Genomic DNA, 23,129 nt, shown 5'->3' with positions numbered 1-23,129 from the left:
GGCGGGAGGCACCCAGATCAACCGGAAGATGGCAGGATAAAAGGGCGCACATTGCGCCTCGGTTGAGGGGTAGCGTTTGTCCGGTTTTCAGGCCCGCTACACACATTGCCGCCCTCCGGCACAATGTGGGAAGGGAGCCTAGGTCTCTGATCTTGCGCGGTCTTTTCCACATTTCAGGTCAATGCCATGGCCGATGAGCGCGAGTTTCGCATTCGACCGGGCCGTATCCGCTCGGTCCGCGCGCAGCAGGCGCGGCCCTTCATCGCCCAGGCGCTGGCCGCGGCCAAAAAAGCCGGCGGTGGCATCTCGCGCTCGGGACACGTGTTTTCCAGCAGCCGCTCGCGCTTTGGTGAGGGTAAACGGGCCAGCATCCAGGCCAATCGCCTGATCAGCTCGCGATCGCGCGGCGCCGTCGTCAAAGCGCGAGTCGTGCGTCATTCCGCGCGCGGCACTCCGCTTGTGACCCATCTCAGTTATTTACGTCGAGAGGGGGTGACCCGCGACGGCGAGAAGGCGAGGTTGTTCGGGCCGGGCAGGGAAGAGGCCGATGCCGCGGCTTTCGCGGAGCGCGCGGCGGAAGACCGGCACCATTTCCGGTTCATCGTCTCGCCAGACGATGCCCTCCAAATGGCGGATCTGAGATCTTTCACCCGCGACCTGACCCTGCAGATGGAACAGGACCTCGGCACACGGCTCGACTGGGTAGCCGTCGATCACTGGAACACGCAGCATCCTCATGTGCACCTCATCGTTCGCGGCGTACGCGAGGATGGAGACGATCTGGTCATCTCGCGCGACTACATCAAGGAAGGAATGCGCGACCGGGCTCGCGACCTGATCACCCAGGAGCTGGGGCCGCGCACCGACCTGGACATTCGGCGGTCGCTCGAAAGCCAGGTCCAGTCTGAGCGCTGGACGCAACTCGATCGCCAATTGCTTCGCGACGGCCACAGGAACGGTATCGTCGACCTGGCTCCGTGGTCTCATACGCAGCCCGATGAATATCACGCGCTGAAGATCGGTCGCCTGCGCAAGCTTGAGGTTCTCGGTCTCGCCAGTCAGGTCGGTCCGGGCCAATGGGTCATCGAGGACAAGGCCGAAGCCATACTGCGGGAGCTCGGCGAGCGCGGCGACATCATCAAGCGCATGCATCGCGCGTTGACCGAGCAAGGCATCGAGCGTGGCTCGAGCAGTTATGTTCTGGCTTCCGAAAATCTCGATGAACCCATCGTCGGTCGGCTCCTCGATCGCGGGCTCGACGATGAGTTGGGTGGCACGGCCTATGCCGTTGTCGACGGCGTGGATGGGCGCACCCACCACATCAGGCTTCCCAGCCTTGAAGCAACCGGCGACAGCGCGCTCGGATCAATCGTCGAGCTGCGCAAATTCGACGATGCGCGTGGCCGACGTCGCGTTGCGCTCGCGGTTCGCTCCGATCTCACTGTGGATGAGCAAGTCGCGGCGCCTGGTGCGACCTGGCTCGATCGCCAAGCCATCGCCCGCAAGCCCGCGGAACTGGCCGAATCGGGCTTCGGCGCCGATGTTCGTGACGCCTTGGATCGCCGAGCGCGACATCTTCTGGGTCAAGGGTTCGCAGAGCGGCAAGGCAACCGCGTCACATTCACCAGCAGCCTGCTCGATACACTGCGCCGTCGCGAGCTGGGGGTGATCGGCGAGAAGCTCGCGGACGACAGCGGACGGGCCTTCAACCGTGCCGCCAGCGGCGAGCATGTCGCTGGCAGATATCGCCAGCGCCTGTCTCTCGCTTCCGGCCGTTTCGCCATGATCGACGACGGGCTCGGCTTCCAGCTCGTTCCCTGGACGCCAGCGCTCGAAAACCATCTCGGCCAGCATGTCAGCGGCGTCGCTCGCGGCGACGGCGGCGTCGATTGGAGCTTTGCCCGCAAGCGCGGGCTTGGCCTCTAGCGGCCGAAAGAAGGGATCCTGCCATGTCCGCCACGAAAATCCTCTGGGGTCAGATCCTCACGGTCTTCCTGATCGTGGTGTTGACGACCTGGACGGCGACACAATGGACAGCATGGCGACTTGGCTTTCAGCCGCAGCTCGGGCCGCACTGGTTCGAGCTCGCCGGACTGCCTGTCTACTATCCGCCGGCGCTGTTCTGGTGGTGGTATTTCTACGACGCCTATGCCCCGTCGATCTTCGTGGAGGGCGGGCTGATCGCCGTGTCGGGCGGCTTCCTTTCCATCGTCGTTGCGATCGGCATGTCGGTTTGGCGGGCACGCGAAATCAAGAACGTCTACACCTACGGTTCCGCGCGTTGGGGCGAGAAGACCCAGGTGAAGGCTGCCGGCCTGCTCGGTGCCGACGGCGTGGTGCTCGGGCGCTATGATCGCCATTACCTGCGTCATGATGGCCCCGAGCATGTGCTGTGCTTCGCCCCGACCCGGTCCGGGAAGGGCGTCGGCCTGGTGGTGCCTTCGCTGCTGACTTGGCCCGACTCGGCGATCGTCCACGACATCAAGGGCGAAAACTGGCAACTGACCGCGGGCTTCCGCGCCCTGCACGGGCGGGTCCTGCTTTTCGATCCGACCAATTCGAAATCGTCGGCCTACAATCCTTTGCTCGAGGTCCGGCGCGGCGAATGGGAGGTCCGCGACGTGCAAAACATTGCCGACATCCTGGTCGATCCGGAAGGAAGCCTCGAGAAGCGGAACCACTGGGAAAAGACCAGCCACGCGCTTTTGGTCGGCGCGATCCTGCATGTGCTTTATGCCGAGAAGGACAAGACGCTGGCGGGCGTCGCCGCCTTTCTCTCCGATCCGAGACGACCGATCGAGTCGACGCTGGCCGCCATGATGACAACCGCCCATCTGGGAGACGCCGGTCCACATCCTGTCATAGCTAGCGCGGCGCGAGAGTTGCTCAACAAATCTGACAACGAACGATCGGGCGTGCTCTCGACGGCGATGTCCTTCCTCGGTCTTTACCGCGATCCCGTCGTCGCCGAGGTCACCCGGCGATGCGATTGGCGGATCGCGGATATTGTCGATGGCAAGACCCCGGCGACGCTCTACCTCGTCGTACCTCCATCCGACATCAACAGGACCAAGCCGCTCATCCGTCTCATCCTCAACCAGATCGGCCGGCGTCTTACAGAGGATCTGCGCAGAAAAAGGCACCGCCATCGGTTGCTGCTCATGCTCGATGAATTTCCGGCGCTCGGCCGTCTCGACTTCTTCGAGAGCGCGCTCGCCTTCATGGCGGGTTACGGGCTGAAAAGCTTTCTCATCGCCCAGTCGCTGAACCAGATCGAGAAAGCTTACGGGCCGAACAATTCGATCCTGGACAATTGTCATGTTCGCGTCAGCTTCGCCACCAACGACGAAAGGACCGCCAAACGCGTGTCCGATGCGCTGGGCACCGCGACCGAGATGCGGGCGATGAAGAACTATGCCGGGCACCGGCTCTCGCCCTGGCTCGGGCACCTCATGGTGTCGCGACAGGAAACGGCCCGCCAGCTGCTGACCCCGGGCGAGATCATGCAGCTCCCGCCGACCGACGCGATCGTGATGGTTGCGGGGACACCGCCGATCAGGGCGAAGAAAGCGCGCTACTACGAGGATGTCCGCTTTCGCGATCGCGTCCTGCCGCCACCCGAACTCACCACATCCGGACAGGCCGGCCGCGACGACTGGAGCCACCTGCCGACCCCGGTTCGCCATGCGGCCGCCGCGGGTTCAGGCGCGCCTCGCCAGGACGACGACGATCCGACCGACTCCGAGCGGCGCCTGCAACCCGAGCTCAATCGTGTGCGGCCGGTGGAACACACGATCCCGATCGAGAACGAGTTCGAGATCAACGCTGCCGACGATGCCGACGACGATGACGCGGTCCGCAATCGACGCCTGGCGCGCCTGCTGCAGGGCGTGGCGCGGCAGGTATCGCTCGACCCGGACGATGGCATGGAGTTATAGCCGCGATGACCAACCGCAAGAAGAAGGCCCAGATTTCCGTCTATCTCGATCAGGCGATCATGGCGATGCTCGCCGACTATGCGGCGCGCCGCGATCAATCCCAGTCCATGATCGCCGAGGCTGCGATCGCTTCGTTTCTGTCGCCGGACGCCGACGAGCGTCGCGAGGCGGCGATCGCCAAGCGTCTTGATCAAGTCGATCGTCGTCTTGCCCGTCAGGAGCGCGATGTGGGAATCGCGGTCGAGACGCTGGCCGTGTTCGTACGCTTCTGGCTCGCGACGACGCCTGCCTTGCCGGAACCCGCCGCGCAGGCCGCACGCGCCAAGGCTGCCGAACGCTACGACGCCTTCCTCAGCGCGCTCGGCCGTCGTCTGGCGAAGGGACCGAAGCTGCGGCAAGAGATCAGTGAGGACGTCGAGACCGGTCCGGACCTAAATCAGTCCGGCGTGCCCGGGCGATAGTTGGAGACTGCGGCCGAGGCAGGTTCGCGGATCGTCGCTGCAACCCGCCTGTCAGGCCTCCGAGACAAGCGCTAGGCTTTTGAGGTGAGCTTCGATTGCGCTGGCGACGTGGGGCGCGATGGGAAGCGTCTTTTTCGCGTCCGGCCAGTCGTCGCGAAAGCGGGTCACGGTTTCGCGCGCCGTATCGACGACCGGCTTCTCAGGCAGATGCGCCTTCGCGGCCAGATAGCGGAGCTCGTCCAGCGAAAAGTCGCGCATGCGCTTGGTGCGGGCATATTTGATGGCGGCGAACTCGTCATCGATATAGGCGATCGTGGACACGAAATCATAGGCCGGGGCAAGCGTCGCCGTGCGCCGGTCGCGATAGATGACCGACCAATTCTTGAGGTGCATGTCGGCGTTGCCGATCAGCGTGTTGAAGACGAGCCTGCGGATGAATTCGCGCACGCCCTCATCGCCGGCTTCGACGCCGAGCACGGTGGCGATATTGCGCGCGCTGGCGCGCTTGTATTTGTCCTCCGGCCAGACGCCGAACACCTGGGCAAAATCCTCGATGTGCACCGGGCCCTCGTCGCCGCGGTCGAAACGCCGGACGGCCAGCGCCTGTCCCTTCAAAGTCCGCATCCCCTCGGGGAGGCCGTCGATCATGGCGACGTCGAGGAGCTGGAGGTCAGGCACGTCCATGCCGATCCTGGCTGCAATGCTCATCATCGAGAATTCGTTCTCGGGCACGCCGTCATAGAGCTGGGAAGGAAGTTTGACGATCCACGATCCGCCGATCCCATCCGCGGGGATCGTCAGCCCGCCACCCTTTCCGGGATTCTTCACTGCCGAGAATTTCAGCTGCACGCCCGCGAGAGAAAAGCGCAGACTGTTGGCACGACGCCCGGGGCCAGCGTCTTCGCCGCGCTCGTCCTTCAGGTCGGGCCATGCCTCTCCGTCCGCCGGGGCAATCGTCAGCGCGCCGGGCAAATCGCGACCCAGAACCCACAGCAGGAAGAACTCGCGCCGGTCGCTCACGCCCGCCCGTTCGGCAAGGTAGGTGCGCAGCGGCCCTTCCGGCAAAAGATTGGCGAAGAAGGGCGGCACCCTGACGCTGACCGGCCTGAAATCGGTCAGGAGCTGCCCGTATTGATCTTCAAACGACAGGCTGAACGTCGGCCGTTCGGGATTCTCGACATAGGACTTCTCGAAGGCAAACAGCGTGCGCTCGCCCGGGATGAGCGTCAGCGTTGCGATCTTCTCGCCGTAAAGGCGGACATCGAGCACCGAGACCTCAGGCATCCTCGTCCTCGTCGTCGTCGAGCGTGTAGGCGGGGCGCGGCGCTTCGGGCGTCGCATGGGCAATTCGATCGCGCAGTGACGTGAGCGCCTTCGATGCCCGCTCGATGGCCGGAAGCGCGCCAGGGCCCGCAGGCAGCTTCATCAGCCTGTCGGTGACGGCGCGCAGCGTGTCGAGATCGGCATTGCTCAGCCTGAGGCTCGCAAGCTCGCCCAATATCGGATCAAGCCGCGTGAAGTCGAAAGCGTTGGCGTGGTCGCGGCGCAGTTTTGCAAGGGCCGCCTGGGCCCGATTGAACGCCGCGGAGCGCCGGGGGTCCTCGCCGCCCTGTGTCGCGTGGGCGTTGCTGACAATGGCCTCGACCGCGGCCAGCGCCTTGCGCGGCACCAGGACCAGTTCGTGATCGAGCGCGCGCGCCAGTTCGACCAGGCTCGAGAGCCTGAGATCGGTTCCCCCGCTTTCGATTTTCGAGATGTGGCTTTGCGGAACGCCGACGCGAGCGCTGAGGTCGCGCTGGCTCAACCCGCTTTGGTTGCGGGCGCTTCGCAAGGTATGAAAGATACTTTCGGTCGAATAAGCCATGATATGTCTCTACATATCCGTTCGCAAGGATGATATGTGAAAATATATCACAATGGGCAGGTTCTGCAAGACTTGATCCATAAACAAATATCGACGTCCTAGTTTGATATGTAAGGCTATATCAGAATCCGTCCGGCAGGGTAGGGCCCGAACCGCTGCAAGGGACCGCGAGAATCGCATTCGCTTACTCCTTCCAGCCGATCTGCAGGGACCTCAACAGCCCGCGCCGCGGACGGCACCGCCGATCTCCTGTCATTGCACGCCACGCTACTACGCCTCGACATAGCTGTTGAATCCGGCCGAGATCGGGTCCTCTTAATCATCCCCGTCCCGGGGCCAATCCATACCCCCGGATCGAACGGGGACCGGATGACAGCTTCGCATCACAATTCGGAAGGACTTGCGCGCGGCGCGCGCATGCTGCGAACAGCGCTCGGACCTGCGATCGCGCGCTATCTCGACGACGCGGGCATCGTCGAGGTGATGCTGAACCCGGATGGGCGGGTTTGGATCGATCGCCTGTCCGAGGGCCTCGCCGACAGCGGCGAGCGGCTGTCGGCGGCGGACGGCGAACGTATAATCCGCCTGGTTGCGCACCACGTAGGCGCCGAGGTGCACGCTTATGCTCCGCGCGTATCCGCCGAGCTTCCCGAGACAGGCGAGCGGTTCGAGGGGCTGCTTCCGCCGGTGGTCGCGGCGCCGGCCTTCGCGATCCGCAAGCCCGCCGTCGCCATCTTCACATTGGACGATTATGTGGCGGCCGGGATCGTGTCGGCGCGCCAGGCGGACATCCTGCGCCGGAGCGTCGCGGCCCGCGCCAACATCCTGGTCGCCGGCGGCACGTCCACCGGCAAGACCACGCTGGTCAACGCGCTGCTGGCCGAAGTGGCCAGGACCGATGATCGCATCGTCATCATCGAGGATACGCGCGAGCTGCAATGCGCCGCGCGCAATCTCGTGGCGATGCGCACGAAGGACGGCGTCGCTTCGCTCTCCGATCTCGTCCGCTCCTCGCTGCGCTTGCGCCCCGACCGCATTCCGGTCGGCGAGGTGCGCGGCGCCGAGGCGCTCGAACTGCTCAAGGCCTGGGGCACGGGGCACCCGGGGGGCCTCGGCACGATCCACGCCGGAAGCGCCCTTGGCGCGCTGCGGCGCATGGAACAGCTCATCCAGGAAGCGGTCGTCACCGTACCCCGCGCGCTGATCGCCGAGACGATCGACCTCGTTGCCGTTCTTTCCGGCCGTGGCTCGGCGCGGCGCCTGACTGAACTCGCCCGGATCGACGGCCTTGGCTCGGACGGTGACTACCGCGTCGGCCCGGCCGTCATCGAGGACACCGGCACGCAAACCGCCCTCATCCAAGACCCAGAAGGAGTACGTCCGTGATCCAACGCCTGCGCCTCGCAAGCCATCGTCTCTTAATGACCACATCGGTCGCAACGCTTTCGCTGGGGACGGCCGCTCCCGCTTTTGCCTCCGGGTCCTCAATGCCGTGGGAACAGCCGCTGCAACAGATATTGCAGTCGGTCGAGGGGCCGGTCGCCAAGATCATGGCGGTGATCATCATCATCGTCACCGGCCTCACACTCGCCTTCGGCGATACCTCGGGCGGATTCCGCCGGCTCATCCAGATCGTGTTCGGCCTCTCGATCGCCTTCGCGGCCTCGAGCTTCTTCCTGTCTTTCTTCTCGTTTGCCGGCGGAGCGCTTGTCTGATGGCGAACATTGTCCAGCTAAACGCGTCGATCCCTGAGGATGCAGTACCGGGATACGCGGTTCCTGTTCATCGCGCCCTGACCGAGCCTATCCTCCTCGGCGGCGCGCCGCGCGCCATTGCCATCATGAATGGGACGCTCGCCGGCGCCGTCGGGTTAGGGCTGCGTCTCTGGCTTGCCGGCATCGCGATCTGGGCGATCGGCCATCTCGCCGCCGCATGGGCTGCCAGGCGCGACCCGCTCTTCGTCGATGTCGTGCGCCGGCATCTGCGCATCCCGGCGCATCTCACGGTCTGAAGGGTCGCTCCTGATGATGAATCTTGCGGAATATCAAAATCGAAACCGCCGGCTTGCCGACTTCCTGCCTTGGGCGGCGCTGGTCGGAGAAGGCATCGTCCTCAACAAGGACGGCAGCTTCCAGCGGACCGCGCGTTTTCGCGGTCCCGATCTCGACAGCGCCGTCCCCGCGGAACTCGTCGCGGTGGCCGGCCGGATCAACAATGCCTTGCGCCGCCTCGGCTCCGGCTGGGCGATCTTCGCCGAGGCGCAACGTCATCCGTCGACCCGCTATCCCGATAGCCATTTTCCGGACGCGGCCTCCGCGCTGGTCGACGCCGAGCGCAAGGCGGGCTTTGAGGAGATCGGCGCGCATTTCGAATCGAGCTACTTCCTGACTTTCACCTATCTTGCGCCTCCCGAGGACGCGGCACGTGCGGAGAGCTGGCTCTACGAAGGGCGCCAGAAAAAGGGACTTGATGCCCATGAGGCGCTGACCGGTTTCGCGGACCGCAGCGATCGCGTTCTTCGCCTTGTCGAAGCCTTCATGCCGGAATGCCGCTGGCTCGATGACGCCGAGACGCTGACCTATCTGCATGGCTGCGTCTCGACCAATCGCCATCGTGTGCGCGTTCCAGAGACGCCCATGTATCTCGACGCGGTACTTGCCGATCAACCGCTCACCGGCGGCCTGGAGCCGCGGCTCGGTGCATCGCATCTGCGTGTTCTGACGGTCACCGGGTTCCCGACCGCGACGAAGCCGGGTTTGCTCGACGAGCTCAACCGGCTGGCTTTCCCATACCGTTGGTCGACTCGCGCAATCCTGCTCGACAAGACGGATGCGACCAGGCTGCTCACCAAAATTCGGCGTCAGTGGTTCGCCAAGCGCAAGTCCATCGCCGCGATCCTGAAGGAGGTGATGACCAACGAGGCATCCGTCCTTGTCGACACCGACGCCGCCAACAAGGCCGCCGACGCCGATCTGGCGCTGCAGGAGCTCGGCGCGGATTATGCAGGCATGGCCTACGTCACCGCGACGGTGAGCGTGTGGGATGAGGATCCGGCCGCCGCCGATGAAAAACTGCGCCTGGTTGAGAAGGTCATCCAGGGGCGGGACTTCACCGCGATCATCGAAACCATCAACGCCGTCGACGCCTGGCTCGGCAGCCTGCCGGGTCACGTTTACGCGAATGTCCGTCAACCACCCATCTCCACCCTCAATCTCGCCCACATCATCCCGCTGTCCGCGTTGTGGGCGGGGCCGGAACGGGACGAGCATCTGGCAGCGCCTCCCCTGCTGTTCGGCAAGACCGAAGGCTCGACCCCGTTCCGGTTTTCCCTTCACGTGGGCGACGTCGGCCACACGCTGGTCGTCGGGCCGACGGGCGCCGGCAAGTCCGTTCTCCTGGCGCTGATGGCCCTGCAGTTCCGCCGTTACGCTAGCTCGCAAGTCTTCGCCTTCGATTTCGGCGGCTCGATCCGCGCGGCGGCGCTCGCCATGGGGGGCGACTGGCACGATCTCGGCGGCGATCTCAGCGACGGCGCGACCGACAGCGTCAGCCTGCAGCCTTTCGCTCGCATCCACGATGTTCCAGAGCGTGCCTGGGCAGCCGACTGGATGGTGGCGCTGCTCACTCGCGAGGGTGTGGCGATCACGCCTGAGGTGAAGGAGCACGTCTGGACGGCGCTCACCTCGCTGGCCTCCGCGCCTGTGGGCGAGCGCACGATCACGGGCCTGGCCGTGCTGCTGCAATCGAACGATCTCAAGCAGGCGCTTCGCCCGTACTGTGTCGGTGGTCCCTACGGCCGTTTGCTCGATGCCGAGCGCGAACAGCTCGGCTCGGCCTCGGTCCAGGCATACGAGACCGAAGGGCTGATCGGAACAGGCGCCGCGCCGGCGGTCCTTTCCTATCTCTTCCACCGCATCGAGCAACGCCTTGACGGCGCGCCAGCACTGCTCTTCATCGACGAAGGCTGGCTTGCCCTGGACGACGAGGGCTTTGCCGGCCAGCTGCGTGAATGGCTGAAGACGCTGCGCAAGAAGAACGCCAGTGTCGTCTTCGCAACGCAGTCGCTCAGCGACATCGAAGGCTCGGCGATCGCGCCGGCGATCATCGAGAGCTGCCTGACCCGGATTCTTCTGCCGAACGAGCGTGCCATCGAGCCGCAGATCGCGGCGATATATCGTCGCTTCGGCCTCAACGACCGGCAGATCGAGATCATCGCGCGGGCAATGCCCAAGCGCGATTACTACTGTCAGTCGCGCCGGGGCAACCGGCTGTTCGAGCTCGGACTGTCGGATGTCGCCCTCGCGCTCTGCGCCACATCCGCAAGGACCGACCAGGCCGCGATCGCTCGCATCATCGCCGAACACGGCCGCGACGCCTTCCTCGCGGCCTGGCTCAGCCATCGCGGCCTCGGCTGGGCGGCCGAGCTCGTCCCCGGCCTGGCCAGCTCCGCCGCCGCGGGCCCCGCCTTCACCAGCACGGCCCTCACCAGCCCCGTCTTTAGTCACAAGGAGAAGTCCTCATGAATCTGCATTGTTCCGTTGCCATCCGGTTCGCCGCCGCTCTGGCTCTCGCTCCCGTCAGCCTCGCGTCGATGCCGGTGGTTCCGGCGCACGCCTTCATCGTCTTCGATCCCTCCAACTATTCGCAGAACGTCCTGACGGCAGCGCGCTCGCTTCAGCAGATCACCAACCAGATCACGTCGCTTCAGAACGAGGCGCAGATGCTGATCAATCAGGCCCGCAATCTCGCGAGCCTGCCGTTCTCGTCGCTGCAGCAGCTCCAGCAGTCGGTGCAGCGCACCCGGCAATTGCTCGGCCAGGCGCAGAACATTGCCTATGACGTCCAGCAGATCGATCAGGCCTTCCAGCAGAAATACGGCGCGGTCGCTCTATCGGCATCGGATCAGCAACTCGTCACCGACGCGCGCTCGCGCTGGCAAAATACGGTCGGTGGCCTTCAGGACGCCATGCGCGTGCAGGCCGGAGTGGTCGGCAATATCGACGCCAATCGCTCCGAGATGTCGGCGCTGGTCGACCAGAGTCAGGGCGCGACGGGCGCGCTGCAGGCAACGCAGGCTGGCAACCAGCTCCTTGCGCTGCAGGTGCAGCAACTCGCCGATCTCACCGCGGTCGTCGCCGCGAACGGCCGGGCGCAGGCCTTGCAAGCGGCCGAGCAGGCCACGGCCGCCGACCAGGGCAGGGAGCAGCGCCGCCGTTTCCTGACGCAGGGCGCGGGCTACCAACCCGGCAATGCGCAGATGTTTTACGGCAGGAATTGAGGCCAGAGCGATGGACACCAGGATGTTCGCCCGCCTCACTGCGGTGGTCTTCGTTGCAGCCGCTGTTGCGGCGGCCTTGATTGCGGCGAGGAGCGCCGACAAGCAATCCGAGCCCTTCGCGCTGCGCGACCGTGCCATCGCACCACGAGATCCGCTCGCGGCCGAATTGCTGCGCTGCTCGGTGATTGGCGAAACCGGCCCCCGCGATCCCGGCTGTCTGAGCGCGTGGGCTGAAAGCCGGCGCCGGTTTCTGCGTCAGCGGAAAGGGGCCATCACGCCCGCTCCCGCTCAGCCGGAAACGCTATTCTCGAACCTACCGGCATCGGCCGATCCGGACCGGAAAGAAGGGGAGGGTGCGGGCGTCCCGCCAATGCAGGCCGCGCCCTCTGGGCCAAAGGTTCCCTGACAATGGGCGGCACCGGCGTCATCGACCATTTTCTCGAAGTCTTCACGCGCTACATCGACGGCGGCTTCGGCCTGCTTGGCGGCGAGGTGGGCTTCATCGCCACAACCCTGATCGTCATCGACGTGACGCTGGCGGCGCTTTTCTGGTCCTGGGGCGCCGACGACGACATCCTGGCGCGCCTCGTCAAGAAGACGCTGTTCGTCGGCGTCTTCGCCTATCTCATCTCCAACTGGAACAACCTCGCCCGCATCGTCTTCGAAAGCTTCGCGGGGCTCGGTCTGAAGGCATCGGGCACCGGCTTTGCCGTCGACGATCTGATGCGCCCGGGCAAGGTGGCGCAGACCGGGCTCGATGCCGGTCGGCCGTTGCTGGACTCGATCTCCAATCTGATGGGTTACTGGTCCTTCTTCGAAAATTTCATCCAGATCGCCTGCATGTTCTTCGCCTGGGCGCTGGTGCTGCTCGCCTTCTTCATCCTCGCGGTCCAGCTCTTCGTCACGCTGATCGAGTTCAAGCTGACGACGCTTGCCGGTTTCGTGCTGATCCCGTTCGGTCTGTTCGGCAAGTCCGCCTTCATGGCCGAGCGCGTGCTCGGCAACGTCATCTCGTCCGGCATCAAGGTTCTGGTGCTCGCCGTCGTCATCGGCATCGGCTCGACGCTTTTTTCCGAATTCACCTCCGGGTTCGAAGGCGACACGCCGTCGATCGACGACGCCATGGCGATCGTGCTCGCGGCGCTGTCGCTGCTTGGTCTCGGCATATTCGGCCCGGGCATTGCCAACGGTCTTGTCTCCGGCGGCCCGCAGCTCGGCGCCGGCGCGGCAGTCGGCGCAGGCCTGGCCGCCGGCGGGATGGTCGCGGCAGGCACGGCGGCATTCGGCGCCGCCGCGGCGGGCGGCGCGGCGTTGTCCGGCGCCGCTGGCGCGGCGGCTCGCGGTGGCGCCGCGGCCGCGGGCGGAGCGTCCGCGGCCTATCAGCTCGGCGCGGCTGGAGCGTCCGGCTTCTCCGCCATTGCGTCCGGACTGGGTGGCGTCGCCGCCGCTGGCGCTGATGCCGTCGTCTCGCCCCTGAAGCGCGCGGCCAATCATGCTGCTGGCAGGATGAAGGACAGCCATCGCACCGGCACTCGCGCCGCCTTCGAGATGACCGGCGGATCGTCCAGCGCGGGCACGATTAGCGGGAATGCCGCAAGCAGCGGCGGCGCCGCTGGCGTGGCGTACCGCACGGCCGAAAGCCAGCCCGCCTGGGCAAAGCGCATGAAGCGCTCGCAACAGATGACGCATGGAGTCCAGGCAGCTGCTCACGCCGTCCGCAGTGGCGACAGCCATGGCGGCGGCTCCTCGATCAACCTTTCTGAAAGCGACTGAGCATGTTCAAACGACCGTCCACCCACTACGGAAAATCCCCCCGGCCGGAGACGCCATACCAGCGCGCCGCCCAGGTCTGGGACGAGCGCATCGGTTCCGCCCGCCAGCAGGCCCGCAACTGGCGCTACATGGCCTTCGGCTCGCTGGCGCTGGCCGCGGGTGTCTCCGGCGCGCTCGTCTGGCAATCGGCCAGCGGCTCGATCGTGCCCTGGGTGGTACAGCTCGATCGGCTGGGCCAGGCCCAGGCCGTGGGGCCGGCGACCGCCGATTATCAGCCGAGCGATCCGCAGATCGCTTTCTACCTCGCCCGTCTCATCGAACAGGTGAGGTCTATCCCCGCCGATCCGGTCATTCTCCGGCAGAACTGGCTGCGCGCCTATGATTTCACGACGCAGGGCGGCGCGCTGGCTCTCAACGACTATGCGCGCGCCAACGACCCGTTCACCAGGATCGTCAAGCAGCAGGTCTCCGTCGAGGTATCGTCGGTCATTCGCGCCTCGCCGGCGAGCTTCCGCATCGCCTGGGTAGAGCGCCGCTATCAGGACGGCTCGCTCGCTTCCACAGAGCGCTGGTCCGCCATCGTCACCATCGTCGTCCAGCCTCCGCGCGACGCCGACACGCTGCGGAAGAACCCGCTCGGCATCTACATCAACGCCATCAACTGGTCGAAGGAGCTTGGCCAATGACGCTCGCAACCTGCAAATCCAGCCCCGCGGCGCGCCCGCCGTTCCTTTGCCGCGCGATGCCTGCCTTGAGCAAGATAGCGTTGCCGGCATTTCTGCTTGGCACTTCGGCGCTCGTGGGATGTGCCACCCGGCAGAAGCCGCCGGAGATCTCCTATGACGATCCGGCCCCTGCCTTGCGAGCGGTCGATCCGCCGTCCCCAGTCAAGGTGGTGGCGCTTGCGAAGCCATTGCCGCTTCCCGGCCAATTGAAGCCGGTCGGCAAGAGCGCGAAGCCAGAGGCGGAGCCAAGCGATCCCGCAGCCCGCGTGAATCTTGCCAATCAGGCGGCACGTGTCCAGCCGGTCCGTGACGGCTTCATCAACTCGATGCAGGTCTATCCGTTCGTCGAGGGCGCGCTCTACCAGGTCTATGCCTCGCCCGGGCAGATAACCGACATCGCGCTTCAGGCAGGCGAGCAGCTCGTCGGCTCCGGTCCGGTCGCAGCCGGCGACACCGTGCGCTGGATCATCGGCGATACGGAGAGCGGCTCCGGCCCGACCAAGCAGGTCCACATCCTGGTGAAGCCTACCCGCGCCGACCTTCTCACCAACCTCGTCATCAATACCGACCGGCGCACCTATCACATGGAACTGCGCTCGACTCCCTCGACCTATATGGCCTCGGTCTCCTGGCAGTATCCGCAGGACCAGCTCATCGCTCTGCGCCGCCAGAACCAAGAGGCTGAGGCCACGCAGCCGGTGTCGACGGGGATCGACCTGTCCCGCGTCAATTTCCGCTACGAGGTGACCGGCGATCGCGCGCCATGGCGGCCGCTACGCGCCTTCGACGACGGCAGGCAGGTGTTCATCGAGTTCCCGCGCGGCATTGGGCAAGGCGAGATGCCGCCGCTCTTCGTCGTGGGACCGCAAGGTGACACGTCCGAGCTGGTGAACTATCGCGTGCGCGGCAACTACATGATTGTCGATCGGCTGTTTGCCGCCGCCGAGCTGCGCTTCGGCGCCGGCAAGAGCCAGACCCGGGTCCGTGTTTCTCGAACCGATGGGCGACGCACCGGCGCAGTGTCCTGGATGCGAGCTTCCGGCGAATCCTGGCGTTCGACCAGCACCCGAGGCGGAGGGCCGGCCTCGTGACCGACAAATTCGACCCCTTCAGCGATCAAGCCCAGGGCGCGGAGAACGATGCCCGATCGAAACGCCCGGCCGATGAGAACGAATGGCCAGAGTCGCCAGGCCACGATGACCATCGCCGCTTCACCCACGAGCCGGCCGCGGCCATGCGGCTGCGCGCCGAGCCGCCGCGCGTGACGCGCCTGTCACGCAAGGTTCTGGCAGGATTGGGATTGGGCGCGAGCCTCACTATCGGCGGGGCGCTGATCTACGCGCTCCAGAACCGACAAGAGCACCAGGGCCAGGAACTCTATTCGACAGACAATCGCCAGACCGCGGACGGACTCTCCTCCCTTCCAAAGGACTACGCGGGCGTTCCGAAGCTCGGTCCGCCGCTTCCTGGCGATCTCGGCCGGCCGATCCTCAACGGACGCAATGCCGGTCTCGTGGCGCCTCCGCAAGCCCCCGGGCCCGACCCGGAGGAGCAACGAAGGCAGCAGGAGCTGGAGGCAGCCAGGACCGCGCGGCTTTTTGCATCCACCCAGATGCGGCCCGCCAGCGGCCCGGTTGTAGCAGAGACCGGTGCGAGCCCAAGGGCTCAGCCCGATCTCGCCAGCCTTGGTCTCGCGCCGCAGCCCGCAACGCCATCGGCGCAGGACCGGCAGCGCGCCTTTCTCGATCAGCCTCCCGACAAGCGCACCGTCTCGCCGGATCGCTTGGAAGCGCCGGCGTCGAAAAACGTCCTTCAGGCCGGTGCTGTGATCGCCGCCGCCCTCATTACGGGCATCCGCTCCGACCTGCCAGGCCAGATCACCGCCCAGGTGACAGAGAATATCTATGACAGCCCCACCGGACGGATACTCCTTGTTCCGCAGGGGACGCGGCTCATAGGCCAGTACGACAATGGCGTCGGCTTCGGCCAGCGACGCGTCTTGCTGGTGTGGACCAGGATGATCTTTCCTGACGGGCGCTCAATCGTCCTGGAACGTGAGCCGGGTGCCGACGCCGAAGGCTATGCCGGTCTGGAGGATGGCGTGAACTACCATTGGGGCGAGCTGTTCAAGGCGGCGGCGCTCTCCACGGTTCTCAGTATCGGCGCCCAGGCCGGCTCCTCGGGCGAGGAGAGCGATATCGTGCGCGCTCTGCGCCAAGGCACCTCCGACAGCATCAGCCAGACCGGCCAGCAGATCGTCCAGCGGCAGCTAAACATAGCGCCGACGCTCACCATCCGGCCTGGTTTTCCGGTGCGCGTCATCGTCACGCGCGATCTCGTGCTCGAACCTTATGGAGATTGAAATGGCAAAATTGAAACTTGGGCCGATCGCCGATGACAAACCTGTAAAGGTGACGGTGGAGCTCCCGGCCGCACTGCATCGCGACCTGATCGCTTATGCCGAGATCCTCGGCCACGAGGCGGGACAACTGCCCGCCGATCCACCAAGGCTGATTGTTGCGATGCTCGAGCGGTTCATTGCGACCGATCGCGGCTTTGTCAGCGCCAGGCGGTCGGCGAGGGGGTGAGCGTCGCGCGTTCAGTCATGTCTCATTGGCATGGCCGACTTGCGATTGGCGGCGCCGATCTCAGGCTTCCGTTCATGACAGACTGGCGCGGCTTTGCCGACGTCATGTTCCGTGCGATCCCCACGAGCCGCAGGAGCCCGCGTTTGGGGTTCGATTCCAGCCACATCGCCTGTATGGGCCTGCTGCTGTCGGGGCCTTTCATGGGTTTCCAAATGGCAGACTCCACGGCGACTGCCCTGGCGAAGCCTTCACCCGCCAGGGTGACGCCGTGGCCGAGCTGGACCTTGAGGATGACCGTTGCTTCGCTGGCGCGACATATCTGGGGGATAGGCCCTCCATTGGCAGCGAGATGCCCCAGTAGGGTGAGGTCCCCCTGCGATGGAGCCGAAACCAGGAGACTGGCACCTGCAAGATCTTGCCAACTCACGGCAGACCTATCCGCGAGTGGATGGCCCCGGGGAAGGAGAACGAACAACCGTTCCTGGGCGAATATTTCGCTTCGGCATGAGGCGGTGTTCTGAAGACCGTGCGCAAAGACGATGTCGAGGCGCCGCCGGCGTATCGCCGCCAGGCACTGTTCATGTGCAACATCCTCAATGGCGACATTCACGTCGGGGTGAAGATGGTGGAATCGCTCGACGAGTCGGGCCACGAACGCGCGCCCCATCTGGGCGCACAATCCGATCCGGATCGTCCTGGCATCCTGAGTGCGGCGATCACCGCCGGCCAGCGCATCCTGTAAGCCTTCGTAGTGAACCCGCACGCGGTCCGTCCAGGCGCGACCTGCTTCCGTCAGCCGCACGCCATGCACGTCGCGATCGAACAGCTGCATGTTGAGCACCTGCTCCATGGCGACGATGTTGCGGCTGACGGAGGATTCCCGCACCCTGAGAGCTCTTGCCGCCTGTCTGAGGCTGCCATGGTCGACAGCTGCGAACACATGGTCCAGTCGGCGCAAAGTGTTGCCGGCCTGTCTCAAGACTCGGACAACTCGTGGACAGAGTTTCCGTGGGCCAGCCGGCTCGACGCTGTGGGAGCGTCAATCCGACGAGCCGCCATGCACGCTGGTTTCGTAGACATATTCGTGTGGAATGGCCGGGGCGGCCATCTTGGAAACATAACGGTTCAGGTTTTCCTCGCTGTTGCTCGCTGCAAGGCAGTAGAAATTCCCGCTGTTCCATGTCAGTGCGCAGTGCCTGAAATGCTGGTGTATAGCCTCCCCCATGTCCGCCACGGTCACCTCATTGCCAAACATCGTATTCAGGACGGCGGCCTTCTTCTTCTCGATCTCCTCGGGAGGGAAATAGCGCGCCTTGAAGCCGAAATCCTTCTGGTATTCACGCAGCCTGTAGTCGGTGTCGTCAGTCGCCCGGAACTTCTCGACGAAGACGAAGATCCCGTCCTGCTTGAGGTGCTGGCTCACGAACTCGATCTGGTCTGGCCGGTTTGGTGAGTACATCTGAAAGGTCGTATCTTCCAGGATGATATCGAAGCCGGAGCTGAAATCTGCCAGTCGCGGAGTGGAGGCGAGAACGTCTTTGGTCAGCCTGTGGAAGGGGCCGATAAAGAAGTCGGCATGCGCCGGCGCGCCATACGCCATGAAGCACTCGTAGTTCTCCGGGTTCGGGCTGCACGACAAGGTGCGTATCTGCCCCTCGGACAGCTCCGACAGCGTCCTTGCCATTGTGCCTTCCGCCGTTCCAAGGCTGTACAGCGAGAGCGGCCGGTCACGATCACGTGCGTACTTTAGGACCGCATAGGCCATCCGGCACTCTTCCTCCAACCTGTAAGGAATGCTGCCGTGGTAATGCTGGTCGAAAAAGCCTTGCCGCGCTGCGTGCAGGCCGACCAGGTCGCGCAGAAGTTGGTCGCGCGGCAGCAGGCGATCGTCGACCACGGGTTTGCGCAGAGGAACCCCGTTCTTGCCTGCGGCTGTCGCGGCAAAGAAGCCGGCAAGTTCGTTGATGCGTGGGGCGTGGTCGCATTCAGCCAGGAAGTCATCGAGTCCGCGCATCGCAGTATGCCTCTGCACCCATCGAGATGGTGAGGTGCCAATGCGCCTGGGAGCGGTACCGACAGAGTTTAAGAATAGTCTAATATTCTGACGGGCGGGCATTGACTGAGGCAAGTCGTAGGAAGGCTAGGGAGTGAGAGCTTTCCATTGATTGCGGTTTTTTCGATAAAGCCACATCTTCTACCAATCCTGAGTTATTTGTGATTTGTTTGGCAACCGGAGGTTCGGCAAAACAACAGAACTGACGTGACGTAAGTACGGGAACTGCTTCGAGTCGTGCGTAGTCTTGGATTTGATCCGAACGACATGCGTCCTTCGCAGCACCGCACGCTTGTGCACCGGTATGAATGCTGGGGCCAGGTGCGAGTCGACATGGTCAAAAGGACCGGCCTCAAGCGGCAAGAGACAAAGATCTTTTGTCCGGGCCATGTGTTCCTGATGAACCTTCACGGCACGGCGCGCAGCGGCGAGGACTTTGTCGACGGGCGCCGGATTTCCTTTTCGCCGCGACGTGCCGGCTCGATCGTCTTTGTGCCCGCGGGCAATCACTGGACCGGTTGGGACGAGGGCGACGAAACAGCTTCCTTCCTGCTGGTCTCGATTGAGCAGGAGTTCGCGGAAGAGATGTTCGGGGAAGGGCCGCGACATCGCCGAACGGTTTTATCGCCTTCTATCGGATTTCGAGACGGTCTCGTTGAAATGGCGTTGCAGAGGATCGCGGTCGAGCTCAAGCAACCTGATCCGTTCAGCGCGGCGATGGTTGAGAGCCAGGCCAAGCAACTGCTCGTGCAGATGGTCAGGCTGAACGGCGCCTATCATGAACCGATGAAAGGCGGTCTGTCTCCATTCGACCTTAAGCGTGCCATGGAGATGATAGGCTCGCTGTCGGGCCAAACCCTTACGCTTTCGGCCCTGGCGCAGGAGCTTGGCGTCAGCAGGTTCCATTTTTGCAGGGCGTTCAAGCAGTCGACAGGCAAGACCCCGCATGCATTCATCGCGGAGCGCCGCCTGGAGAAGTCCTCCGGCATGTTGCGATCGACCAGTTTATCGGCAACCGAGATCGCGTTGGAGTGCGGGTTCGGAAGCTCGAGTCATTTTGCGATTGCCTTTCGCCAAGCGTTCGGCGTGTCGCCCACGGAATTCCGCCGCAGATGCAGAATCTAGGCCGCCGATGTCCATCGCCAGCAACTATTTGAAAATCGCAACGCAGCCGCAAAGCATGGTTTGGCGTCGGATGATATGCGTGTGCGATTGGCGTTGGCGAGGCGCTGACATTGACGTCGGTCGCCAGCGCACGGGAAGAAGAGGGCGGATGGTGAGGTGGACGAGCTAGCCGCAGACATAGATGCGAAATCGGCGGTCCTCGAGGCGCTGGAGGCGCTTTATCCCTGGATGAGGCCATTTCGCTCCCGGCCGGTGCGCGACTACGCGTCTCGCCTTTTCGAGGCTCCAGCTTTGGGGTCAATACCGGAGGTCCGAAGTCAGGCCCTCGACAAGCTACTGAGCATCATCAGAAAAGCGGCGACGCGGTGGGGGCTTTCCGCCCGCACAGCCGCGGAGATGTGCCGCGATCTGCACCGGCGGCGCGTCTTGCAGACGGGGCCACATTTGCTTCTGCTCGTCGATCCCGAAGCATACTACACGCACATCTTCAGTATGCTTGGTCTCGGCGCGCATGGCTGCTCCACCTATGTGTCCTATGCGGTTTCAACGGTGAGCCTCGTTGAAAGATCACGCAAAGGACCAGGCTGGCTCACCGTTGACGGCAGACCCATCAACGTCTTCGGCCTCAGCCGAAGCCAGATGGTCGGCTACAACCTCTTGAGCGGCCCTGGATCCTATGGGTTTGAAATGGCGCCTGCGGATGCAGAAGCGCGAGGCTATGTGTTGGCGCAACTGCGCGATCTCTTGCCGAGCACGCCATTTCAGCGGCCTGCGCATGCGATCAAGGCTGCCAATCAGGCGCTTTGGCCAAGACTCTTCGGAAGCCGTTTCGCCTTTCTGCAGCTCGATGACGAGGATATCGCGGATCTGGTGGCGGACCATCTGTCAGACGCAGGTTCCTGGCTTAGCACGTCGCTGCTGGAAGAGCCGGCGCTCGCTTTGAATATCCTTGCGGAAATCGACCGGCTGGCCATCGGCCCCTGGAGCGGGTGGGTCACGCGGTCTACCGATTTCTTCTGGTTCTACCATAATGGCAAGCGTCTTCCGCTGCGACTTGCCGCGGGCGATTTGATCGATCCGTCAAGCGGCGTGAAAGTAGCCGGCTTCAAGCCTGCAGACATTGTGGCGCGGCTGTCGGACCGTACCCTCATTCCAAATTTTTTCACCGCCATGTTGGTCGTGTCCATGCTACCCGGGGTGCGGGTCCTCGGAGGCAGCCACCAACCAGTCTTCTATCCTTTGATGCGCCATGTGGTTTACAGGGCGCTCGATGTTACGGGCATCGCTCCCGAGCTTCGGCAAGCTCTCGCGGCCGACGAGGTTTCGGGCGCTTGGGGACACCGGGTAATCGAGTGCAACGATGACCCGTTCGAGCGATTTCTGAATGACCCGATCGGAAATGCCCACTCTGTTGTGGAGCGGCTTGGCGCAACTCCCCTGGCGGAGGTATGTGGCAGTTTGATGGGCTTGGTGAACGACCCGTCGTGGCTGGAGCTTCATAGACGATTGGAGCGGGGCGTGATCACGACTGCCGATGAACAATGGGCCCTGTCCTGACCGCCTTTTGAGATCTGAAGTTAGCGCGTCATAGCAGAAAGACAGTCTAAAGGACTGATACAGCCACATTGTCATTCGTTTTATCTCCGCGACAGGCTGTGCACTTTGCCCCGAAAATGATCGCCAAGAGCGCACGGCCGATTTACTTCCAACCATGGAATCCGCCCCGATCGCGCGACCGCCAGCCCCCGCGCCGCCGACCGTACCGCGCTGGGCGCTCGCAAGGGCTCGCGCGCCGAGTGACGGTGACCCAGCCTTCCGGGCCGAGGCGGCCCGGGCTTCGCTCAACACGCCCGCTCAAATGTGCCGCCGCCAGCATGCGGCTCGCCCGCCGAACCGATGATGAAGCCGCCTTGCGCAACACTTGGCAGCTTCGCCCGGTCTGCGCCGATCCCGGTCCCGCCGGCGCCATTTTTGGCGCCTTGCGCCAGCTGGCGCTGCAGCTGCCGGCGGTCAGCGCCGATCGGCTGGCAAAAGTGGCCGCGATGCTCGGGCTCGCCTGGGACGACGAGGCGCTCGCCGACCGCTGCACGCAGATCGAAGACGTGGCGGGGTCGCAGCGGCCGGCGCCATTCGCCGCCGCCGCAATCGCCGCTCACGTCGTCGCCATGCGGCCCGATGCCGAGCTTTTTGGCTGGTGGCTGGCCGACCTGGTGCTGGCGCAAAGCCTGCGCTGGCCACGGCCGCTGCCGCTCCTGATGGCGCAGGCTTTTGGCCGTGCCTTCAGCACAGATGCCGGCGGCAAGCGCATCCGACCGGGCGAAAAAGGTTTTGAGCGGGCGGTCTGCGTTGCGCTGGTTCAGGGAGCGGTCGAGGCCTGCCGGCTGGCCAGCGAGCTGTCGCGCCGCGCCGAAAAACTCCTGTCGGTGGCGCCAAAGCTGCGCGCGAAAGGCGCCGGCGACGTGATTTTTTTGCTGCTCAATGAAGATGCTGTCGCCGGATCGCTGGTGACGAAGAACCTGTCGCGCTTTGCGGCGCGACGTCTGTTCGAACGCTTGCAGCAGCTCGAGGCGGTGCGCGAGCTGTCGGGCCGTACCAGCTTCCGGCTGTTTGGGCTGTAGCGATGAGCCAAGCATCCGCCCGCCGTAATCCGAACGATCAGCCGGCGCTGCTCGACACCGAGCTCGATCACCTGCCGCCCGAATTGCGCTGGCGTGAATGGATGGGTCGCGTCGAAGCGGTGATCTTTGCCGCCAGCGAACCAGTGCCGCGCGACGTGCTGGCGCGAGTGGTGGGAAAAAATTGCAATCTCGACCTGGTCGTCGACGACATCCGCGCCGAGCTCGCCGGCCGCCCCTACGAACTGGTGTCGGTCGCCGGCGGTTGGCAGCACCGGACCAAGAAGGTCTTTGGCGACGTCATCCACACCGCCTTCGGGACGGCCGTGGGGCAGGGGACAAAAGAGCTGTCCCAGTCGGAGGCGCTTGTACTGATGTGCATCGCCTATTTCCAGCCGATCACGCGTGGCGAGCTGTCGAGCTTTTTCGGCAAGGAGGTGTCGCGCGATCTGATCGGCGTGCTGCGCGCGCAGGAGCTCATCGCCTCGGGGCCGCGCAGCCCGCAGCCGGGCGCGCCTTACACCTATGTGACGACCAAAAATTTCCTGTCGCAGTTCGGGCTCGACACGCTGCGTCAGCTGCCGGATTTCGAGGCGCTCGAGGACGCCGGGCTGTTGTCGAAGGAAAGGCTGCTCGCTGGTGACATCATCCGAGGGTTAGTAGATATCGGCGATGATGGCGGCAGCGTCGCGCTCGACGAATGAATGAT

The 23,129-nt window shown here is 64.3% G+C and carries 22 protein-coding genes; 18 read left to right on the top strand and 4 right to left on the bottom strand.

Annotation, left to right across the window (positions count from 1 at the left end):
- The first annotated feature begins 186 nt into the window (after positions 1-186).
- Genes P9273_RS09090 through P9273_RS09080 form a run of 3 tightly spaced genes read left to right on the top strand, consistent with a single transcriptional unit; the run spans position 187 to position 4,399 of the window.
- On the top strand, positions 187-1,926 hold the full coding sequence (locus P9273_RS09090) for a relaxase/mobilization nuclease domain-containing protein (RefSeq protein ID WP_278048604.1): 1,740 nt from the start codon (positions 187-189) through the stop codon (positions 1,924-1,926).
- A 23-nt stretch (positions 1,927-1,949) separates the two neighbouring features.
- Positions 1,950-3,938, top strand: a complete 1,989-nt coding sequence (locus tag P9273_RS09085; protein ID WP_278048602.1) for a conjugal transfer protein TraG — start codon at positions 1,950-1,952, stop codon at positions 3,936-3,938.
- 5 nt (positions 3,939-3,943) lie between these two features.
- Positions 3,944-4,399 carry a CopG family transcriptional regulator gene (locus P9273_RS09080; protein ID WP_278048600.1) on the top strand — a complete coding sequence of 152 codons (456 nt, stop codon included), beginning with the start codon at positions 3,944-3,946 and terminating at the stop codon, positions 4,397-4,399.
- A 51-nt stretch (positions 4,400-4,450) separates the two neighbouring features.
- Here P9273_RS09080 and P9273_RS09075 read toward each other — a convergent pair whose 3' ends face one another.
- Positions 4,451-5,683, bottom strand: coding sequence for a type II toxin-antitoxin system HipA family toxin (locus P9273_RS09075; protein ID WP_278048598.1), 1,233 nt, complete (start codon positions 5,681-5,683; stop codon positions 4,451-4,453).
- Entirely contained in the window at positions 5,676-6,263 is a 588-nt protein-coding gene (locus tag P9273_RS09070; protein ID WP_278048597.1) for a helix-turn-helix domain-containing protein, read from the bottom strand. Before P9273_RS09070 ends, P9273_RS09075 begins: the two co-directional genes overlap by 8 nt.
- A gap of 369 nt (positions 6,264-6,632) precedes the next feature.
- Here P9273_RS09070 and trbB point away from each other — a divergent pair, with 369 nt between their 5' ends.
- From trbB to P9273_RS09015, 11 genes are read left to right on the top strand one after another with little or no spacing between them, the layout of a single operon-like run.
- The gene (trbB, locus tag P9273_RS09065; protein ID WP_278048596.1) at positions 6,633-7,649 is read left to right on the top strand and encodes a P-type conjugative transfer ATPase TrbB; all 1,017 of its coding nucleotides are present in this window, start codon (positions 6,633-6,635) and stop codon (positions 7,647-7,649) included.
- A complete protein-coding gene (locus tag P9273_RS09060; protein WP_336619371.1) occupies positions 7,646-7,978 on the top strand; it encodes a TrbC/VirB2 family protein in 333 nt (110 codons plus the stop codon). The genes trbB and P9273_RS09060 overlap by 4 nt, the downstream gene beginning before the upstream one ends.
- A complete protein-coding gene (locus P9273_RS09055) occupies positions 7,978-8,274 on the top strand; it encodes a VirB3 family type IV secretion system protein (RefSeq protein WP_278048595.1) in 297 nt (98 codons plus the stop codon). The genes P9273_RS09060 and P9273_RS09055 overlap by 1 nt, the downstream gene beginning before the upstream one ends.
- Positions 8,275-8,287: 13 nt before the next feature.
- A complete protein-coding gene (trbE, locus tag P9273_RS09050; RefSeq protein ID WP_278048594.1) occupies positions 8,288-10,786 on the top strand; it encodes a conjugal transfer protein TrbE in 2,499 nt (832 codons plus the stop codon).
- Positions 10,783-11,541 carry a P-type conjugative transfer protein TrbJ gene (gene trbJ, locus P9273_RS09045; RefSeq protein WP_278048592.1) on the top strand — a complete coding sequence of 253 codons (759 nt, stop codon included), beginning with the start codon at positions 10,783-10,785 and terminating at the stop codon, positions 11,539-11,541. Before trbE ends, trbJ begins: the two co-directional genes overlap by 4 nt.
- 10 nt (positions 11,542-11,551) lie before the next feature.
- Positions 11,552-11,947, top strand: a complete 396-nt coding sequence (trbK-alt, locus tag P9273_RS09040; protein WP_278048591.1) for a putative entry exclusion protein TrbK-alt — start codon at positions 11,552-11,554, stop codon at positions 11,945-11,947.
- 2 nt (positions 11,948-11,949) lie between these two features.
- Positions 11,950-13,314: a P-type conjugative transfer protein TrbL gene (gene trbL, locus P9273_RS09035; RefSeq protein ID WP_278048590.1), complete on the top strand. Its 1,365-nt coding sequence runs from the start codon at positions 11,950-11,952 to the stop codon at positions 13,312-13,314.
- Between the two features lie 2 nt (positions 13,315-13,316).
- Positions 13,317-14,000, top strand: coding sequence for a conjugal transfer protein TrbF (gene trbF, locus P9273_RS09030; RefSeq protein ID WP_278048589.1), 684 nt, complete (start codon positions 13,317-13,319; stop codon positions 13,998-14,000).
- A 56-nt stretch (positions 14,001-14,056) separates the two neighbouring features.
- Positions 14,057-15,130 (top strand): P-type conjugative transfer protein TrbG, encoded by a 1,074-nt coding sequence (gene trbG, locus P9273_RS09025; protein ID WP_278049014.1) that lies wholly within the window; start codon positions 14,057-14,059, stop codon positions 15,128-15,130.
- Entirely contained in the window at positions 15,127-16,401 is a 1,275-nt protein-coding gene (locus P9273_RS09020; RefSeq protein WP_278048588.1) for a TrbI/VirB10 family protein, read from the top strand. The genes trbG and P9273_RS09020 overlap by 4 nt, the downstream gene beginning before the upstream one ends.
- A gap of 1 nt (position 16,402) precedes the next feature.
- A complete protein-coding gene (locus P9273_RS09015; protein WP_278048587.1) occupies positions 16,403-16,627 on the top strand; it encodes a DUF2274 domain-containing protein in 225 nt (74 codons plus the stop codon).
- Between the two features lie 22 nt (positions 16,628-16,649).
- On the opposite strand, the gene P9273_RS09010 is transcribed toward P9273_RS09015, so the two are convergent.
- Positions 16,650-17,585, bottom strand: coding sequence for a LysR family transcriptional regulator (locus P9273_RS09010; protein ID WP_278049013.1), 936 nt, complete (start codon positions 17,583-17,585; stop codon positions 16,650-16,652).
- Between the two features lie 81 nt (positions 17,586-17,666).
- Positions 17,667-18,641: a class I SAM-dependent methyltransferase gene (locus tag P9273_RS09005; RefSeq protein ID WP_278048585.1), complete on the bottom strand. Its 975-nt coding sequence runs from the start codon at positions 18,639-18,641 to the stop codon at positions 17,667-17,669.
- A 372-nt stretch (positions 18,642-19,013) separates the two neighbouring features.
- Here P9273_RS09005 and P9273_RS09000 point away from each other — a divergent pair, with 372 nt between their 5' ends.
- The 4 genes from P9273_RS09000 (at position 19,014) to scpB (ending at position 23,124) form a co-directional block, all read left to right on the top strand.
- On the top strand, positions 19,014-19,805 hold the full coding sequence (locus tag P9273_RS09000) for a helix-turn-helix domain-containing protein (RefSeq protein WP_278048584.1): 792 nt from the start codon (positions 19,014-19,016) through the stop codon (positions 19,803-19,805).
- Between the two features lie 156 nt (positions 19,806-19,961).
- Positions 19,962-21,362 carry a hypothetical protein gene (locus P9273_RS08995; RefSeq protein ID WP_278048583.1) on the top strand — a complete coding sequence of 467 codons (1,401 nt, stop codon included), beginning with the start codon at positions 19,962-19,964 and terminating at the stop codon, positions 21,360-21,362.
- A gap of 239 nt (positions 21,363-21,601) precedes the next feature.
- Positions 21,602-22,423, top strand: a complete 822-nt coding sequence (locus tag P9273_RS08990) for a DUF1403 family protein (RefSeq protein ID WP_442920200.1) — start codon at positions 21,602-21,604, stop codon at positions 22,421-22,423.
- Positions 22,424-22,425: 2 nt separating this feature from the next.
- Positions 22,426-23,124, top strand: coding sequence for an SMC-Scp complex subunit ScpB (gene scpB / locus P9273_RS08985; protein ID WP_278048581.1), 699 nt, complete (start codon positions 22,426-22,428; stop codon positions 23,122-23,124).
- Positions 23,125-23,129: the final 5 nt, after the last annotated feature.

The sequence above is a fragment of the Mesorhizobium sp. WSM4935 genome, from assembly GCF_029625735.1.
Lineage (GTDB): Bacteria > Pseudomonadota > Alphaproteobacteria > Rhizobiales > Rhizobiaceae > Mesorhizobium.
Note: the sequence above shows the minus strand (reverse complement) of the source record. Positions and strands in the feature narration are given on the sequence as shown.

What these genes read in the sequence shown, in the direction of transcription:
- P9273_RS09015 (WP_278048587.1), top strand. Translation starts at nt 16,403, where the DNA reads ATGGCAAAATTGAAACTTGGGCCGATCGCCGATGACAAACCTGTAAAG.
- P9273_RS09085 (WP_278048602.1), top strand. Translation starts at nt 1,950, where the DNA reads ATGTCCGCCACGAAAATCCTCTGGGGTCAGATCCTCACGGTCTTCCTG.
- P9273_RS09005 (WP_278048585.1), bottom strand. Translation starts at nt 18,641, where the DNA reads ATGCGCGGACTCGATGACTTCCTGGCTGAATGCGACCACGCCCCACGC.
- P9273_RS09090 (WP_278048604.1), top strand. Translation starts at nt 187, where the DNA reads ATGGCCGATGAGCGCGAGTTTCGCATTCGACCGGGCCGTATCCGCTCG.
- trbB (WP_278048596.1), top strand. Translation starts at nt 6,633, where the DNA reads ATGACAGCTTCGCATCACAATTCGGAAGGACTTGCGCGCGGCGCGCGC.
- P9273_RS09000 (WP_278048584.1), top strand. Translation starts at nt 19,014, where the DNA reads ATGGTCAAAAGGACCGGCCTCAAGCGGCAAGAGACAAAGATCTTTTGT.
- trbG (WP_278049014.1), top strand. Translation starts at nt 14,057, where the DNA reads ATGCCTGCCTTGAGCAAGATAGCGTTGCCGGCATTTCTGCTTGGCACT.
- trbF (WP_278048589.1), top strand. Translation starts at nt 13,317, where the DNA reads ATGTTCAAACGACCGTCCACCCACTACGGAAAATCCCCCCGGCCGGAG.
- scpB (WP_278048581.1), top strand. Translation starts at nt 22,426, where the DNA reads ATGAGCCAAGCATCCGCCCGCCGTAATCCGAACGATCAGCCGGCGCTG.
- P9273_RS09070 (WP_278048597.1), bottom strand. Translation starts at nt 6,263, where the DNA reads ATGGCTTATTCGACCGAAAGTATCTTTCATACCTTGCGAAGCGCCCGC.
- trbJ (WP_278048592.1), top strand. Translation starts at nt 10,783, where the DNA reads ATGAATCTGCATTGTTCCGTTGCCATCCGGTTCGCCGCCGCTCTGGCT.
- trbK-alt (WP_278048591.1), top strand. Translation starts at nt 11,552, where the DNA reads ATGGACACCAGGATGTTCGCCCGCCTCACTGCGGTGGTCTTCGTTGCA.
- P9273_RS09075 (WP_278048598.1), bottom strand. Translation starts at nt 5,683, where the DNA reads ATGCCTGAGGTCTCGGTGCTCGATGTCCGCCTTTACGGCGAGAAGATC.
- trbL (WP_278048590.1), top strand. Translation starts at nt 11,950, where the DNA reads ATGGGCGGCACCGGCGTCATCGACCATTTTCTCGAAGTCTTCACGCGC.
- trbE (WP_278048594.1), top strand. Translation starts at nt 8,288, where the DNA reads ATGATGAATCTTGCGGAATATCAAAATCGAAACCGCCGGCTTGCCGAC.
- P9273_RS09080 (WP_278048600.1), top strand. Translation starts at nt 3,944, where the DNA reads ATGACCAACCGCAAGAAGAAGGCCCAGATTTCCGTCTATCTCGATCAG.
- P9273_RS09055 (WP_278048595.1), top strand. Translation starts at nt 7,978, where the DNA reads ATGGCGAACATTGTCCAGCTAAACGCGTCGATCCCTGAGGATGCAGTA.